Below are 15887 nucleotides of genomic sequence, written 5' to 3'. Positions count from 1 at the left end.
CACGATGCCAATTGTAATGACCGCATCGCATGTACCGATGTCGCCGCGCAAACATATCGGGCAACGGTAGTAACAAGAGGTATGAGGGGGCACAATTAATCGTTGCACAACAAAACGGGGCCCGATACATTCGCACCGGACCCCGTCCCGACTATTTAGTTATCTGGCAACTGAGAGCCTACTCCCCCGAGTCGTCCTCCCCAGAAGCCTTCTTCTGCTGATCGAGCTTATGCTTACCACTTACGATAGACGTAGCGCCCAGTGTGGCCAAGCTCGCGCTGGCAAGGCTCGCCATAACGATAAGGTCGCCCGTCTTGGGCATATTACCGCCCGAAGTCTTAGTCGTTGTAGTGGTGGTTGTAGTGGTCACCGTCTTGGAGTCATTTTGCTCCTGGTTCTGTTTGTCGGTGTTGCCCTTACTGCTGTCCTCGCCCTGCTGCTTTCCGTCCTCGGTCTTGTCCTTGTTTTTGTCCTTCCCCTCAGATTCAGACTTCTTACCCTCGTCCTTCTTCTGAGTGGACTTGTCGTCCTTCTCCTCAGAGCTAGAACCCTTATCAGATTCGGTCTTCTCGGAAGCCTCATCCTTGGAGTCGCCCTTTGCGGCCTCGGTCTTTTCCGTGGAAACCTGATCAGAGTTGTCCTTGTTCTGAGTCGAGCCATTATTGACGCCAGCCATCAGCGAAGAGCCCAGCGTAGAACCAAGCTGCACGGAGAAAGAGGGCTTCTTATCCGGCGAAGCAACGGGAGCGTCCGGCGCCTTATTCGAGTCGTCCTTGGAAGCATCGGAATCAGGGGTTGCGTCAGAGCCAGAGCCGTTGTTAGAGCCAGTGTCAATGGACGAATCACTCGAGCCGGTAGATGAGTTAGAGGTGTCAGCGTCGGTCGAACCAGAAGCGTCGCTGCCCGTATTGCCGGCAGAGCTTGAAGACGAATCGCCCGCAGCAGAGCCGTTCGAATCGGAGCCGTTCGAGGTAGAGCCGTCGTTGGTAGTGCCACCAGCAGAGCCATTACCGTCAGCATCGGTCGAGGGCGCATCCATCCTATCATCGTTGGCATCGTCACTCGAGTCGTCATTCGAATCAGGTGTCGGCGAGGGCGCCGGCGTAGGCTCGGGCTGCACGGGCGTCGCAGCGGCAGCCTCATCCTCGGCGATAAAAACCAAGCAGTCCTTCAGCTCATTCTTATAACGATTCTTCCAGCCCTCATGATACTGGGGCTGACTCGAAAACTTAGTGGCGACATTGTTGACCACACTATTGGAGAGCGCCGTCACAAACTCGCGGTCGGACATATCGTTGGAAAGATTCGCCCAGCGGAAAAAGTCCCTGCAGCCACCAGTGCCGCACATGTTGGTAATGCTCCACACCATGCCCTTGACGCAATCGGCGCGGCCCGAAATATCAATACCCAGGCCGCTCTTGAGCCACGCCTCGGTCACCGCATAGTACGAGTTGTACGCATACGCATCCTGCAGAGCCGAAAACTCAGCAGGATCGGTGTTATAAGCACCCTGGAAGGCCTCCTGTGCAATACGGCCCAGCTCGGTAAGCTGGCCGTTCTCGTACATGGCATTGCTCGCGTTGGAAATCTCGCTGCCGCGATCAATCGCATCCTTGAGCATGCCGTACTTGGCAGAATCGTAGTTGTAGACCTGCTTCATAAACGGAATGAGCGACCAACGACGGTCGAACTGGTAATAGCCCAGCGCGTTGTAGCCGTCACCATACGAAAAGCCCTGGTTATAGTTGCCATGGCTCTCGTACTTGGTAAAGTACTTCATCTCGGGAGTCACGTTGACAAACGAAACGCCCTGGACCGACCTCAGCACGCCCGAGAAGGACTGCTGGGTGTAGAGACCTTTGTCGATATCGGTGGCATCCGAGGCAACGCCCGGCGTGGGCTCCTCGGCGGCGGCGGGTGCCGGCGCGGAAACGGCGCCAAACGAAAGCGCCAGCGTCAGGCCCGCGACAATCGCGGAATGCTTGGGCTGCATAAAATCCTCCCTGCATTGGTGTAGTTAAAGTTCAGTTTGCAAAGATAAAAATAAGTATTGCAGCTCGCCCGTTGTTACACAACAACCCCTCGGTAAACGGCAACAACCCTCCGCGAAATCTTAAGGAATTGCGCTCAACCTACAGCTTAATGTCAAAGTTGATTTCGGGGACGGCGGCCAGGTCGGCCAACGTCACGCCGTCGACGTACTTTTCGATCACGTCGTCCAGGCCGCGCCAGAACTTGACGGTCGAGCACAAATCGCTGCGGGTGCAGCTGTTGTCGATGCCGTCGCACGCCACGGGCGCCGTGCTGCCCTCGACGGCGCGCAGGATGTCGCCGGCACGCACCTCGGCTGGATCCTTGGCCATCATGTAGCCGCCGCCCTTGCCGCGCACGCTCTTAAGCAGGCCCGCCTTCATAAGCGGACGAACCAGCTGCTCCAAATACTTTTGTGAGATATGCTCACGGTCGGCAACCTCGCGCAAGGCAATCTTGCCCTCGGCGTCGCCCAGCGCCGCGATATAGATCATCAGCCGGAGGGCATAGCGGCCCTTAGAAGAAATGAGCATACCTACCCTCCCATCGTTACTGGGACAAAACCAGGCTTGTTTGTCCCAAATCCTATGCACGCGGGGCAAACAAACCTGGTTTTATGTCCCTCATCTAAAAAGTCGAGTGGATTAGTCGGGTTTTCCCTTGACTAACGCCGAACCCATAGTAACTTTATTCCGAGAAGATTCCTAGGGTTTAGTACACCTATGAGTACACCATATACAGAGAGGGACAGCATGAGCGCAAATCCGCTGCTTTCCATCGAAGGTCTGACCGCCTCCGTGGACGAGAAGACCATCCTCCACAACGTCAACCTCAACGTCGCCGCCGGCGAGACCCACGTGCTGATGGGACCCAACGGCGCCGGCAAGTCCACCCTCGGCCACCTGGTCATGGGCGACCCCATCTACACGGTCAACGACGGCCGCATCGTCTTTGATGGCCAGGACATCACCGAGCTCACCACCGACAAGCGCTCGCGCGCCGGCCTGTTCCTGAGCTTCCAGGCCCCGGTCGAGATTCCGGGCGTGCCGCTGTCGAGCTTTTTGCGCGCCAGCATCGCCGGCCGCCCCGGCCTGGAGATGAAGGGTAAGGAGTTCCGCCGCCGCGTGAAGGAGCTCGCGGCCGAGCTCAACATGGATACCGCCTATCTCAACCGCGAGCTGGGCGTGGGCTTCTCGGGCGGCGAGAAGAAGAAGGTCGAGATGCTCCAGCTTTTGCTGTTGCAGCCCAAGCTCGCCATCCTGGACGAAACCGACTCCGGCCTGGACGTCGACGCCCTTTCCACCGTCAGCCATGGCATGGACGCCTACCGCAAGAGCTGCGACGGCTCCATGCTCATCATCACGCACAACACGCGCATCCTGGAGCACCTGGATGTCGACCGCGTCCACGTTATGGTCAAGGGCCACATCGTGCGCGAGGACGACGCCTCGCTGATCCCCTGGATCGACAAGAACGGCTTTGAGACCTTCGAGCGCGAGGCCGCCGAGCAGCGCGCCCAGGCCGAGGCCGCCGCTGCCGAGCAGCAGGCGTAAAGGGGCAACGCAATGACCAAGAACCGCACCGAGGTCGCGGACATCGACCGCAGCCTCTACGACTTCACCTATGGCGAGGAGGGATTCGAGCGCCTCGACGCCGGCATCACGCCCGACATCGTGCGCGAGATCAGCGCCAAGAAGGACGAGCCGCAGTGGATGCTCGACCTGCGCCTCAAGTCCCTCGAGATCTTCAACCGCTTCCCCGACCCGACGTGGGGTCCCTCCATCGAGGGCCTGGACATGGACAACATCGTCACCTACGTCAAGCCCAACACCGACCAAAAGCACGACTGGGAGTCGGTGCCCGACGACATCAAGAACACCTTTGAGCGCCTGGGCATCCCCGAGGCCGAGCGCAGCTACCTGGCGGGCGTTGGCGCGCAGTACGACTCCGAGCTGGTCTACCACAACATGCAGGACACGGCGTCCAAGATGGGCATCGTCTACTCCGGCATCGAGGAGGCCCTGCACGATCCGCAGTGGGAGCCGCTCATCCACGAGAAGTTTATGACGCTCATCCCGCCCACCGACCACAAGTTTGCGGCCCTGCACGGCGCCGTGTGGTCGGGCGGCTCTTTTGTCTACGTGCCCAAGGGCACCAAGCTCGATTTTCCGCTGCAGAGCTACTTCCGCCTCAACGCCAAGGGCGCCGGCCAGTTTGAGCACACGCTCATCATTGTCGAAGACGACGCCGACCTGCACTTTATCGAGGGCTGCTCCGCGCCCAAGTACAACGTGGCCAACCTCCACGCCGGCGCCGTCGAACTCTTTGTGGGCAAGCGTGCGCACCTGCGCTACTCGACCATCGAAAACTGGTCCAAGAACATGTACAACCTCAACACCAAGCGTGCGCGCGTGGACGAGGACGGCGACATCGAGTGGATCAGTGGCTCCTTCGGCAGCCACGTGGGCTACCTCTACCCCATGAGCGTGCTCAATGGCCGCCGCGCCCGCTCGAGCTTTACCGGCATCACCTTTGCCGGCGCCGGTCAGAACCTCGACACCGGCTGCAAGGTCGTGCTCAACGCGCCCGAGACCTCGGCAACGGTCGAGACCAAGGGCATCTCCAAGAGCGGCGGCATCCAGACGTTCCGCAGCTCCATCGTGGCCACGCCCAAGGCCGAGGGCTCCAAGGCAACCGTGAGCTGCCAGTCACTGATGCTCGACGACCAGAGCCGCTCCGACACTATCCCCGCCATGGACATCCGCGCCAAGAACGTCGACATCGGCCACGAGGCCACCATCGGCCGCATCGGCGACGACAAGGTGTTCTACCTGATGAGCCGCGGCATCTCGGAGGAAGAGGCCCGCACCATGATCGTCAACGGCTTTGCCAACCCGGTCTCCAAGGAGTTGCCGCTGGAGTACGCCGTCGAGATGAACAACCTGATCAAGCTCGAGATGGAAGGAGCGATCGGATAATGAATCAGACCACGAACACCGCTGCTACCACCCTTGAGCAGGTCAATGCGATGCCGGCTGCCACATGGGGCTGGCTGAAGATGAATCAGACCAAGCTCGAGCTCTCTGACGAGCTTGCTGCCGCTCCCGCCGAGACCATTGAGGTTGAGGGCTTGGACGAGCAGTTTGCTGGCGTGGCAGACGCGTTCGACGCCGCCATGGACGCCATGGCCGAGCGCTTCCCCGAGCGGCGCGCCTCCGCCCCCGGCGACGCCGCCGACCGCGCCCGCATCACGCCCGAGACCGAGCTTGACGTGCCCGCCACCTCTGTCTACCAGGCCGGTGCCATCAAGCTCGAGGAGGAGCTCTCCCCTGCTGAAGCCTTCGAGACCGGCATGGGCGAGGCTGCCTACGCCTACTTGGCCGAGCACGCCACCAAGCGCATCGTCATCGATGTGCCCGCATACAAGCACGCCACGGTTACCGTGCGCGTGAGCGGTGTCGATGCAGCCGCGGCCATCGCCGCCATCGACGTCGTCGCCCGTCCCCAGTCGACGTTCGATCTGCTTATTGCCCTGGACTCCCCCGTTGCCGGCCAAGGCGTCGTGGGATCCGTGCTACGCGTGTGCGCCCATGAGTACGCCACCGTCAACGTGACCTGCACGCAGACGCTCGACGATAGCTGGATCGCGCTCGACGACACCGGCCTGTTCCTGGACGAGGGCGCGCGCGTCAACGTGCAGCACACCGTCCTGGGTGCCGGCGCCAGCGCCACCGGCCTTGCCGGCGACCTGCTGGGCGATACCGCCAAGGTCACCATCGATACTGACTACCTGGGCGCCCGCGAGCAGGTGCGCGACTTTAACTACGAGCTGCGCCACCGCGGTCGCAAGACCGAGTGCGAGATCGACGCCAACGGCGTGCTGACCGGCACGTCCAAGAAGGTCTACCGCGGCACCATCGACCTCGTGCACGGTTGCAAGGGTGCAACCGGCACCGAGCGCGAGACGGTGCTTTTGGCCAACAAGGGCGTCGACAACAAGACCGTCCCCGTCATTCTCTGCGACGAGGACGACGTCGCCGGCAACCACGGAGCCACCATCGGCCACGTCCGCGACGAGCAGCTGTTCTATCTCGCCTGCCGCGGCCTTGACCAAAATGCCGCCGAGGACCTGTTCATCCGCGCCAAGCTGGAGGACGCCGCGCTTTCCGCGACCGACGAGCGCACCCGCGCCGCCGTCGTCCGCTTGGGCAACAACCTGATCGACAACTTTGAAGAGGAGCTCGCATGATCGACACCGAGCACGTTAAATGCGATACCTGCACTGCCCCCGAGCCCATGGAGCTCGACGCCAGCGACGAGGCTTCGCGCGGCTGGCCCACCGTAGACATCGAGACCAACCCCTACAAGGCGCAGTTCCCGCTCTTCCAGCAGCACCCCGAGATCGCCTTCCTCGATAGCGCCGCCACCGCGCAGCGCCCTGCCTGTGTGCTCGACGCCGAGCGCGACTTCTATCAGCGCATGAACGCCAACCCCCTGCGCGGCCTGTACTCGCTGTCCGTCGAGGCAACCGACGCCATCGCGAAGGTCCGCCAGCAGATCGCCGACCTCATCGGCGCCTCACAGGCCAACGAGGTCGTCTTCACCCGCAACACGAGCGAGTCGCTCAACCTGGTCGCCAAGAGCTTTGCACCCACGGTGCTCGAGCCCGGTGACGAGGTCGTCATCACCATCATGGAGCACCACTCCAACCTGATTCCGTGGCAGCAGGTCTGCCGCGAGACCGGCGCCAAGCTCGTCTACCTCTACCCCACCAAGACCGGTCAACTCACCACCGAGGAGGTTCTGTCCAAGGTGGGCCCCAAGACCAAAATCTTGGCCGTGGGTCAGGTGTCTAACGTGCTGGGCGTCGAGAACCCGGTCAAGAATCTCGGCAAGCTCGTGCACAAGTACGGCGGCTATCTGGTCGTCGACGGCGCGCAGTCGCTGCCGCACATGCCGGTCGATGTGGCCGATCTGGGCGCCGATTTCTTTGCCTTTAGCGCGCACAAGGCCATGGGCCCCATGGGCATCGGCGTGCTGTGGGGCAAGATGGACCTGCTCAACGCCATGCCGCCCATGCTCACCGGCGGCGAAATGATCGACTCTGTCACCGAGCAGGAAGCCGTCTGGGCGCCCGTCCCCGAGAAGTTCGAGGCCGGCACGCAGGACGCCGCCGGCATCTTCGCCACGGGCGCCGCCCTTGATTACCTGGTCAACACGGTGGGTTACGAGAACATCCAGGCCCGCGAGCAGGCACTCGTCCACTACCTGATGGGCGAGCTCATGCAGCTCGACTTTGTCCAGATCATCGGCTCCATCTATTGGGACAACCACCACGGCGTTGTGAGCTTTAACGTCAAGGGCATCCACCCGCACGACGTCGCGAGCATCATGGACATGGACGGCGTCTGCATTCGCGCCGGCCACCACTGTGCACAGCCGCTGCTCACCTGGCTGGGCGTCGAGAACCTCGCCTGCTGCCGCGCCAGCGTGGCCTTCTACAACGACAAGGCCGACATCGACAAGTTCATCGCCGGCCTACATCACGTTTGGAGCACGTTCAATGGGTAATCTGTACACCTCCACCACATTTATGGAGCACAACTCGCACCCCGACTATAAGTACGAGATGGATGCTCCCACGCACGAGCACGACGGCATCAACCCCAGCTGCGGCGACGAGCTCACCTTGCAGCTGCGCGTCGAGAACGGCGTGATCGAGGAGGCCTCCTTTACCGGCCACGGCTGCGCCATCAGTCAGGCCAGTGCCGACATCATGGCCGACCTCATCACCGGCGAGACCGTCGAGGAAGCTCACCGCCTGGCAGAGCTCTTCCTCGCCATGATCCGCGGCGAGCAGCTCTCCGAGGAGGACCTGGAAGACCTGGACGAGGCCGCCCAGCTCCAGGACATCTCGCACATGCCCGCCCGCGTCAAATGCGCCGAGCTCGCCTGGCGCACCCTCGACGGCATGCTCGAGGGGCAAAATAATCAGTAGTATTTATCCCAAATCTTAAGAATTTCGTTGGCCGAATCGCTTGACTAAGAGCGGTTCGGCCATTTTTCTTTTCTGCCTTTATTTCGATCCCTCGACCTGCGCGTCCACCTGAGCATAAGCGCGCACGATACGAGAGACGGTACTTTTGCCAATCCCGGTATACCGCTCAATCTGGCGCACCGTAAAGCCGGCATTGTTCAATCCAACAATAACGGTATCGCGCTGCGCCGGCGGTTCAGTTTTAACCCCATTGAGCGGAACCCCGAGGCTCTTCGCCAACTTGTCGGCAAAGGCGTGGCGTTCCCACTCTGTATCTTTCATATCGCACAGCGCCGGCTCGCTGCCGTCGGGCGTCGAAAGCGAATAGGCAATAAAGCCCTCGGCAGAACCAAAAAGTTCAAGCACGCAAGAAGGATCAGAAAATCCCCTCGCGGCATCGGCCGCATCACAGTCGTAAGAGCGTAGATGTTCCGCAAAGCTGCTCCAGGGATAACGCTCAATGAGACCGATGCCCGCCTCCTGCGGATCGGCGTGTACGGAGCGAATAGCCTCCATCACCTGCCAGTCGGTATCGAGCGAGCGCCGGTCAAAACGGTTCTGGAACAGATGCCCTGTGCGCCCCGTGCGTTTATTGAACCGCCGCGCGTACGTCAAAAGCAACCGGTGCATCGCCGCGCTCATCCTGTCCTCGTAATCTGTAAGCACCAAATGCACGTGATTGCCCATAAGGCACCAGGCGATAACCGTCACACCCTCCTCGCAGCAGCACTCGCGCATCAGCTCCAAAAACTCCCACCGGTCTTCATCGCCCTCAAAGATGAGCTGCCTGCCCGTACCGCGGGCACAGACATGGTAAAAGCCGGTAACCGTTCTCCAAACGCGCTGCATGGCGCTCCCTTCGCCGGGATCTGCTTGCCATCCAATACAGCACGATTGAAGCGTGCCATCAAAACATTCACGCAAAACAATACACTCGCGCGGCCAAAGGCAGAAATCAGGCGGCGAACGGCACCGTTGCAACAGGTCAACCCCCGCAATGCTTACAAGAGCTGACCAATAGCTTGCCCAAGACGGACCCCCTCTACGGAAGTTCGCGACCACAGAACATAGAGTTAAACCGTTTCAATTAAAACTTCCGGACTTCTCGCTACGAAAACTGAGCCGTTCGCCGAATATTCCGTGCATTTCGCGGTATTATAGGGGCTGCATGTCATGTCCCTTTCGAAGGGTCGCCCGGCAATCGCCAGCCACGACCCCCAGACGGGACGCCAACACGATAGAGAGGAGAGGCATGCAGTACTCACAGGAAGTGGAGAACATGTGCCCCGTTGCCAAGGGTGCATACCACGGCCCCGCACCCATCCCCGAGGAGGGCAAGTGGGTCCAGGCTAAGGAGATTACCGACATCTCCGGTCTTACGCACGGTGTGGGTTGGTGCGCACCTCAGCAGGGCGCCTGCAAGCTCACGCTGAACGTCAAGGACGGCATCATCGAGGAGGCCCTCGTTGAGACCATCGGCTGCTCGGGCATGACCCACTCTGCCGCCATGGCTTCCGAGATCCTTCCCGGTAAGACCATCCTCGAGGCCCTCAACACCGACCTCGTCTGCGACGCCATCAACGTTGCTATGCGCGAGATCTTCCTGCAGATCGTTTACGGCCGCAGCCAGACCGCGTTCTCCGAGGGCGGCCTGCCCGTGGGCGCCTCCCTCGACGACCTCGGCAAGGGCCTTCGCTCCCAGGTCGGCACCATGTTCGGCACCAAGGCCAAGGGCGCCCGTTACCTCGAGCTCGCTCAGGGCTACGTCACCCGCATGGCTCTCAACGACAAGAACGAGATCATCGCGTTCGAGTTCCTGAACCTCGGTAAGTTCACCGACGCCGTCAAGGCCGGCAAGACCCCCGAGGAGGCCATCGCTGGCGCTATGGGCCACTATGGTCAGTGGGAGAACGCTGCCAAGTACATCGACCCGCGCACCGACGAGGAGACTCACTCCGTCGCCAGCGTGTTCCCGGTTCACGAGTAGAAAGGGAGGGAAATAACTATGACTGTTACGTTCGAAGGTTACGAGCGCCGCGCTGACAAGATCAACAAGTGCCTCGCCGACAACGGCATCGCCTCCCTCGAGGAAGCTCTGCAGATCTGCACCGACAAGGGCTTCAACCCGCGTGAGATCGTCAACAACACCCAGTCCATCGCCTTCCAGAACGCCGAGTGGGCCTACACCCTCGGTTGCGCTCTCGCTGTCAAGCGTGGCGCCAAGTCCGCTTCTGAGGCTGCCGCCATCATCGGCGAGGGCATCCAGGCCTTCACCGTTCCCGGCTCCGTCGCCGAGGACCGCAAGGTCGGTCTGGGCCACGGCAACCTGGGCGCTATGCTGCTCTCCGACGACACCGAGTGCTTCGCCTTCCTGGCCGGTCACGAGTCCTTCGCTGCCGCTGAGGGTGCTATCGGCCTGGCTCTGAACGCCAACAAGGCTCGCAAGAAGCCGCTGCGCGTCATCCTCAACGGTCTGGGCAAGGACGCTGCTCAGATCATCGCCCGCATCAACGGCTTCACCTACGTGAAGACCCAGTTCGACTACTTCACGGGCGAGCTCAAGGTCGTCGAGACCATCCCCTACTCCGATGGTCCCCGCGCCGCCGTCAACTGCTACGGCGCCGACGACGTCCGCGAGGGCGTTGCCATCATGTGGCACGAGAACGTCGACATCTCGATCACCGGTAACTCCACCAACCCCACGCGCTTCCAGCACCCCGTCGCTGGCACCTACAAGAAGGAGCGCCTCGAGGCTGGCAAGAAGTACTTCTCCGTCGCTTCTGGTGGCGGCACTGGCCGTACCCTGCACCCGGACAACATGGGCGCCGGCCCTGCCTCTTACGGCATGACCGACACCATGGGCCGCATGCACTCCGACGCCCAGTTCGCCGGTTCTTCCTCCGTGCCTGCGCACGTCGACATGATGGGTCTCATCGGCATGGGCAACAACCCCATGGTCGGTGCCACCGTCGCCTGCGCTGTCGCCGTCGAAGAGGCCCTCAAGGCCTAATCGCGCCCGCGCGATGCTCAGATAGTTGAGCTTTGGAGCCGCTACCCACCCGGGTAGCGGCTCTTTTTGTTTGCCCCGTCTCAAATTGGTTACTCTTATTAGAAGGTCCGATGTATCAGTTGCGGTGAAATACGGACTGAATTGCATCCATACAGGCCCAAACAGTCCGTATTCCACCGCAACTTATCAAATGGGCCGACCGAAGTGGCCGAGTCCACCTGACGCCCACCCGCCATATTTGCCCTTTACCGATTTGCCGAGTCTTTGCGGTACCATTGCCGATCACCCGTGCGACAATGCGCCGGACGAGAAAGGAATCCGATGGAATCGACTGATGTACTGGTAATTGGATCTGGCATTGCGGGCCTTTGCGCCGCCATCGAAGCGGCACGCACGGGTGCAACCGTCACTGTGGCAAGCGCCGGCAAGACTATGAGTGGATCGAGCTTCTTCCCCGGAACCTGGGGCCTGGGGCTTATCGGACCCGTTAACGAAGACGATGAACAGGACCTCATCGACACCATTCAGACCGTTGGTGGCGGCGTCGCCGACCCCGAGCTTGTCCAGACGTTTGTCCACGGCATTCCCCAAGCAATTGAATGGCTCGAGCAAGACCTGGGCGTTGAGCTCCAGCGTCCACAAAGCGCCGAGAGCGCCCAGCAAAAGCAATTTATCCCCTGCTTTGACCACAAAACGCGCATGTGGCGCGGCCTCACCCGCAAGCCCCTTGAGGACGCTCTGACGACCCAGATCGAGTCGCTCGGCATTCGCCTGCTCCCCCGCCATGAGCTTATCGACCTTATTGAGGACACGAACGGCAGAATCACCGGAACCGTGCTCTACGACCTCACCGAAAATCGAATCGTGCCCTTTGCTGCCAAGGCCACGATCATCGCAGCCGGTGGCACAGGCGGCCTGTTCGAGCGCAGCCTTACGTCGGCTGATGTGCTCAGCTCCTCGCAGGCCATCACACTCGCGCACGGCGCAACACTTACTAATATAGAGTTCATGCAGATGATGCCCGGCTTCATCGAGCCCAAGCGCAACCTTGTCTTTAACGAGAAGACCTGGCGCTACGTGCATGTAGACCAGCCGGTAGATATTGCCGACGACAAGCTGGACGACCTGCTCGAGCAGCGCTCTGGATATGGTCCCTTCACTTCGCGCCTGAATTCACGTGCAATCGATCTTGCCATCGATCAAGCAGGCGCCGAAGGCCTGGCGGTCCACTACGACTTCCCCCGCGAGGAAGTCCCTGAGTTTGTGCAGACCTTTGCCACCTGGCTGCAAGACGAGCACGGCATCGCGCCGACCGACGAGATGCGCGTGGCGATGTATGCCCACGCCGCCAACGGCGGTATCAAAATCAACAATACCGCGTATACGGGCGTTGAGGGCCTCTACGCTTGCGGCGAGGCGACAGGCGGCATGCACGGCGCCGACCGCATTGGTGGCTTGTCAAGCGCCAACGGCATCGTGTTCGGACGCATCGCGGGCGCATCGGCAGCCCTTGCAGCGCAGAAAGAGCCTGAGGCAACCCTGAAGGAGGATATCGCCCTCCCCCAGTACGGCATTGGCACAACAGATGCCGAACGCCTGACACGCAGCCTTAAGCACACGATGAGTACCCATTGCATGATCAACCGCACCGAGACCGGCCTATCCGAGGCACTACACGAGCTTGAGGGCTTGAAGACGGAGGCAACGACCTTGAGCACACAGAAAGCCCAGGACAGCGAAGTCGCAGCCCTCGCCCGCTTGCAATCGCAGATTCAACTAGCACAGGAAATGGTCAAAGCCATGCGTAAGCGAACAGAAAGTCTCGGATCGCACTATCGAGCAGACTAAGCTGAGCACCCATCTAGAGCAGAACACAACTAATCGATATCTATGGGCCCCGTGAGCTCAAAGCGACACGGGGCCCATTCGTGTCCGCGCGGGCAAATATACTCATTCTGAATACGGAGTCGGCATAGTCCTAGACGAACGAACAGAAAGGAAGAGATATGAACAGCAGGGATATCGAAAAATGGCGTGTCGAACTTGACAGCTACGCCCATGTAGAAGACGGCGTTGAGTATTGGCTTGCACGCGATTTAATGGAACCCATGGGGTACACTCGATGGGAGAACTTCGCCGAAGTTGTTAAGAGGGCAAAAGTCTCGTGCGAAACAAACAAAACTCCAGTTGATTCCCATTTTCGTGACACCACGAAAATGGTAACTGCCGGTGTCGCCGCTCGCGCGGTTAAAGACTACAAACTTACGCGCTATGCATGCTATTTAATCGCCCAGAACGGAGATTCAAACAAGCCAGAAATCGCGCTCGCCCAGGCATACTTTGCTGTGCAGACGCGCCGCCAAGAGCTCATAGAGCAGCGCTTCACAGAGATTCAGCGCTTGCAGGCGCGCCACTCGCTATCCGATTCAGAGAAACAGCTCTCGGGTATTGCGTTCAAACGCGGTGTGGACTCCAAAGGATTTGCGATCATCAAGTCGAAGGGCGATGAGGCGTTATTCGGCGGCAGAAGCACGGCGGACATGAAGCGGCAGCTTGGTGTGCCCAAGAGCGCGGCATTGGCGGACAGGTTAGCCGATGTTCTCATCAAAGCAAAGGACCTTACGAACTCGATGACGGCCTTCAACGCCGAGGAACACGATCTGTATGGTCTGGACCAGATCAAGCAAGAGCACATCGAGAACAACACAAGCGTGCGTGGTAGCCTCATCGACCGTGGAATTGTCCCCGAGAATCTACCGCCTGCCGAGGATACAAAGAAGCTCGAACGTCGCGTGAAAGCAGACGAGAAAAAGCTCAAAGAGGGCACAGACGGATTCACCGACCCCCAGGACAGGCTCGACTTGTAAAGCGTCTGTGCCCTTTCGGGTTCGGCCCCAAGCGAGGTCAACAAAAAAAGCGACCAGCCGAAGCCAGTCGCTTTAAGATGCTTTGGTGGGCCGTCAGGGGGTCAGCCTGCTGCGCAGGCGGCCGCTGCGGCGCTTCGCGCCTTGCGCGCTGCGCTGGTAAATGCTTACGCATTTCCTCAGCTCCGCGCCCTTTCGGGTTCGACCCCATGTGAGGCCAACAAAAAAGCGACCAGCCGAAGCCAGTCGCTTTAACATGCTTTGGTGGGCCGTCAGGGGGTCGAACCCTGGACCTTGGGATTAAGAGTCCCCTGCTCTACCAACTGAGCTAACGACCCAAAGCTAAAGTCCGCTGTGGCGGACTTTAGAGGAGATATCGTGTGGTGGGCCGTCAGGGGTTCGAACCCTGGACCTTGGGATTAAGAGTCCCCTGCTCTACCAACTGAGCTAACGACCCGATATCAACACGAAGCAAGAACTGGGGTGGGTAAAGGGACTCGAACCCTCGACCTACGGGACCACAACCCGTCGCTCTAGCCAACTGAGCTACACCCACCGTGTCCTGTGCGCTTCGCGCTCGACTATTATTGCAAGGAACGCCACACGATGCAAGCCCCAATTTTCAAGAATTTTGAAAAGAGTTTTTCGAGCGCGTTTCGAGCAATTCCCACCGGTTTCATAGGAGTAAACTTGCCCCACTGCAAATGCTCGAAAGGACAAGCATGAAAGAACTCTCCAACCGTACGGCGACATTTACCGATTCGGTCATCCGCCGCATGACGCGCATCTCTAATAAGTACGGTGCCGTCAACCTCTCGCAGGGCTTCCCTGACTTCGATCCTCCGGCACAGCTGCTCGAGAGCCTCAGCACCATCGCGACCGACCCCAAGCCGCTCTATCACCAGTACTCCATCACTTGGGGCTCCCAGGCCATGCGCGAGGCGCTCGCGGCCAAGCAGGAGCACTTTATGGGCATGCCGATCAACCCCAACGAGAACATCGTAGTCACCTGCGGCTCCACCGAGGCCATGATGGCCGCCATGATGACGGTTACGAACCCCGGAGACAAGGTCGTCATCTTCTCGCCGTTCTACGAGAACTACGGCGCCGACACGATTCTTTCGGGTGCCGAGCCCATCTACGTGCCGCTCAACCCGCCCACGTTCGACTTCGATCGCGAGGTCCTCGAGGCGGCCTTCCGCGACGACGAGCCCAAGGCCATCGTCCTGTGCAACCCGTCCAACCCCTGCGGCAAAGTCTTTACGCGCGAGGAGCTCACTTTTATCGCCGACCTCTGCAAAAAGTACGATGCCTACTGCATCACCGACGAGGTCTACGAGCACATCGTCTATGCGCCCCACGAACATGTCTATATGGCAACGCTGCCCGGCATGTTCGAGCGCACCATCAGCTGCAGCTCGCTGTCCAAGACCTACTCCATCACCGGTTGGCGCCTGGGCTACACCATCGCCCCGGCCGAGATTACCGAGCGCATCAAGAAGGTCCACGACTTCCTCACCGTGGGTGCCGCCGCCCCCCTGCAGGAAGCCGTCGTTACCGCCCTTAACTTCGACGACAGCTATTACGATGAGGTCCTCGACCTCTACACCGCCAAGCGCGACCTGTTCTGTCAGGGACTCGACAACATCGGTCTTGAGCATAACGTGCCGCAGGGCGCCTACTACGTCATGATGGACATCTCTGAGTTTGGCTATGACAGCGACCTCGACTTCTGCGAGGATCTCGCGTCTAAGGTGGGCGTGGGCGCCGTTCCCGGTTCGAGCTTCTTCCGCGAGCCCGTCAACCATCTGATCCGCTTCCACTTTGCCAAGCGAGACGAGACGCTTAACGCGGCGCTGGAGAACCTCAAGTCGCTACGTGATAAAATCAAGCCGCGCGGGTAAGGACGGCCCGGCAGCTAAAGTAACCAAAGAAGCCCCGCACC

13 protein-coding genes and 3 tRNA genes are annotated in these 15887 nt (G+C 60.1%); 10 read left to right on the top strand and 6 right to left on the bottom strand.

The genetic code is table 11. The features are described from left to right. Window positions 1–178: 178 nt before the first annotated feature. Together AAA069_RS06550 and AAA069_RS06545 are read right to left on the bottom strand one after the other, a co-directional pair. A complete protein-coding gene (locus AAA069_RS06550; protein ID WP_117746664.1) occupies window positions 179–1993 on the bottom strand; it encodes a hypothetical protein in 1815 nt (604 codons plus the stop codon). A 139-nt stretch (window positions 1994–2132) separates the two neighbouring features. Continuing rightward, window positions 2133–2564 (bottom strand): Rrf2 family transcriptional regulator, encoded by a 432-nt coding sequence (locus AAA069_RS06545; protein WP_055310594.1) that lies wholly within the window; start codon window positions 2562–2564, stop codon window positions 2133–2135. 219 nt (window positions 2565–2783) lie between these two features. Here AAA069_RS06545 and sufC point away from each other — a divergent pair, with 219 nt between their 5' ends. From sufC to sufU, 5 genes are read left to right on the top strand one after another with little or no spacing between them, the layout of a single operon-like run. Continuing rightward, window positions 2784–3584, top strand: coding sequence for a Fe-S cluster assembly ATPase SufC (gene sufC, locus AAA069_RS06540; RefSeq protein WP_349127878.1), 801 nt, complete (start codon window positions 2784–2786; stop codon window positions 3582–3584). A 12-nt stretch (window positions 3585–3596) separates the two neighbouring features. Further along, window positions 3597–5009, top strand: a complete 1413-nt coding sequence (gene sufB, locus AAA069_RS06535; protein WP_022094821.1) for a Fe-S cluster assembly protein SufB — start codon at window positions 3597–3599, stop codon at window positions 5007–5009. After that, on the top strand, window positions 5009–6280 hold the full coding sequence (locus AAA069_RS06530; RefSeq protein WP_343000587.1) for a SufD family Fe-S cluster assembly protein: 1272 nt from the start codon (window positions 5009–5011) through the stop codon (window positions 6278–6280). Before sufB ends, AAA069_RS06530 begins: the two co-directional genes overlap by 1 nt. Beyond that, window positions 6277–7602, top strand: coding sequence for a SufS family cysteine desulfurase (locus tag AAA069_RS06525; RefSeq protein WP_230318691.1), 1326 nt, complete (start codon window positions 6277–6279; stop codon window positions 7600–7602). The genes AAA069_RS06530 and AAA069_RS06525 overlap by 4 nt, the downstream gene beginning before the upstream one ends. Continuing rightward, window positions 7595–8029, top strand: a complete 435-nt coding sequence (gene sufU / locus AAA069_RS06520) for a Fe-S cluster assembly sulfur transfer protein SufU (protein WP_055286548.1) — start codon at window positions 7595–7597, stop codon at window positions 8027–8029. The genes AAA069_RS06525 and sufU overlap by 8 nt, the downstream gene beginning before the upstream one ends. Before the next feature lie 78 nt (window positions 8030–8107). On the opposite strand, the gene AAA069_RS06515 is transcribed toward sufU, so the two are convergent. Beyond that, window positions 8108–8917 (bottom strand): transposase, encoded by an 810-nt coding sequence (locus tag AAA069_RS06515; protein ID WP_196032570.1) that lies wholly within the window; start codon window positions 8915–8917, stop codon window positions 8108–8110. 403 nt (window positions 8918–9320) lie between these two features. Between AAA069_RS06515 and AAA069_RS06510 the strand changes: the two genes are divergently transcribed. The 4 genes from AAA069_RS06510 (at window position 9321) to dinD (ending at window position 13945) form a co-directional block, all read left to right on the top strand. Next, a complete protein-coding gene (locus tag AAA069_RS06510; RefSeq protein ID WP_117816822.1) occupies window positions 9321–10055 on the top strand; it encodes a hypothetical protein in 735 nt (244 codons plus the stop codon). An 18-nt stretch (window positions 10056–10073) separates the two neighbouring features. Next, window positions 10074–11078: a GGGtGRT protein gene (locus tag AAA069_RS06505; protein ID WP_006235553.1), complete on the top strand. Its 1005-nt coding sequence runs from the start codon at window positions 10074–10076 to the stop codon at window positions 11076–11078. A 321-nt stretch (window positions 11079–11399) separates the two neighbouring features. Then, window positions 11400–12926 (top strand): FAD-binding protein, encoded by a 1527-nt coding sequence (locus AAA069_RS06500; protein ID WP_349127877.1) that lies wholly within the window; start codon window positions 11400–11402, stop codon window positions 12924–12926. A gap of 158 nt (window positions 12927–13084) precedes the next feature. After that, window positions 13085–13945, top strand: a complete 861-nt coding sequence (dinD, locus tag AAA069_RS06495; protein WP_349127876.1) for a DNA damage-inducible protein D — start codon at window positions 13085–13087, stop codon at window positions 13943–13945. A gap of 259 nt (window positions 13946–14204) precedes the next feature. Here dinD and AAA069_RS06490 read toward each other — a convergent pair. The 3 genes from AAA069_RS06490 to AAA069_RS06480 form a co-directional block, all read right to left on the bottom strand. Then, a tRNA-Lys gene (locus tag AAA069_RS06490) sits at window positions 14205–14280 on the bottom strand. A 43-nt stretch (window positions 14281–14323) separates the two neighbouring features. Then, window positions 14324–14399, bottom strand: a tRNA-Lys gene (locus AAA069_RS06485). A gap of 22 nt (window positions 14400–14421) precedes the next feature. Next, window positions 14422–14498: transfer RNA gene (locus tag AAA069_RS06480), tRNA-His, on the bottom strand. A gap of 166 nt (window positions 14499–14664) precedes the next feature. On the opposite strand from AAA069_RS06480, the gene AAA069_RS06475 reads away from it, so the two are divergent. Then, the gene (locus AAA069_RS06475) at window positions 14665–15846 is read left to right on the top strand and encodes an aminotransferase class I/II-fold pyridoxal phosphate-dependent enzyme (RefSeq protein WP_349127875.1); all 1182 of its coding nucleotides are present in this window, start codon (window positions 14665–14667) and stop codon (window positions 15844–15846) included. Window positions 15847–15887: the final 41 nt, after the last annotated feature.

The sequence above is a fragment of the Collinsella sp. CLA-SR-H006 genome (assembly GCF_040097075.1).
Classification (GTDB): Bacteria; Actinomycetota; Coriobacteriia; order Coriobacteriales; family Coriobacteriaceae; genus Collinsella.
The sequence above is the reverse complement of the archived record's forward strand: the minus strand, read 5'-3'. Positions and strand labels throughout refer to the sequence as shown.

Coding starts and splice junctions, on each gene's coding strand:
- AAA069_RS06550 (WP_117746664.1), bottom strand. CDS start 1,993: ATGCAGCCCAAGCATTCCGCGATTGTCGCGGGCCTGACGCTGGCGCTT.
- AAA069_RS06545 (WP_055310594.1), bottom strand. CDS start 2,564: ATGCTCATTTCTTCTAAGGGCCGCTATGCCCTCCGGCTGATGATCTAT.
- sufC (WP_349127878.1), top strand. CDS start 2,784: ATGAGCGCAAATCCGCTGCTTTCCATCGAAGGTCTGACCGCCTCCGTG.
- sufB (WP_022094821.1), top strand. CDS start 3,597: ATGACCAAGAACCGCACCGAGGTCGCGGACATCGACCGCAGCCTCTAC.
- AAA069_RS06530 (WP_343000587.1), top strand. CDS start 5,009: ATGAATCAGACCACGAACACCGCTGCTACCACCCTTGAGCAGGTCAAT.
- AAA069_RS06525 (WP_230318691.1), top strand. CDS start 6,277: ATGATCGACACCGAGCACGTTAAATGCGATACCTGCACTGCCCCCGAG.
- sufU (WP_055286548.1), top strand. CDS start 7,595: ATGGGTAATCTGTACACCTCCACCACATTTATGGAGCACAACTCGCAC.
- AAA069_RS06515 (WP_196032570.1), bottom strand. CDS start 8,917: ATGCAGCGCGTTTGGAGAACGGTTACCGGCTTTTACCATGTCTGTGCC.
- AAA069_RS06510 (WP_117816822.1), top strand. CDS start 9,321: ATGCAGTACTCACAGGAAGTGGAGAACATGTGCCCCGTTGCCAAGGGT.
- AAA069_RS06505 (WP_006235553.1), top strand. CDS start 10,074: ATGACTGTTACGTTCGAAGGTTACGAGCGCCGCGCTGACAAGATCAAC.
- AAA069_RS06500 (WP_349127877.1), top strand. CDS start 11,400: ATGGAATCGACTGATGTACTGGTAATTGGATCTGGCATTGCGGGCCTT.
- dinD (WP_349127876.1), top strand. CDS start 13,085: ATGAACAGCAGGGATATCGAAAAATGGCGTGTCGAACTTGACAGCTAC.
- AAA069_RS06475 (WP_349127875.1), top strand. CDS start 14,665: ATGAAAGAACTCTCCAACCGTACGGCGACATTTACCGATTCGGTCATC.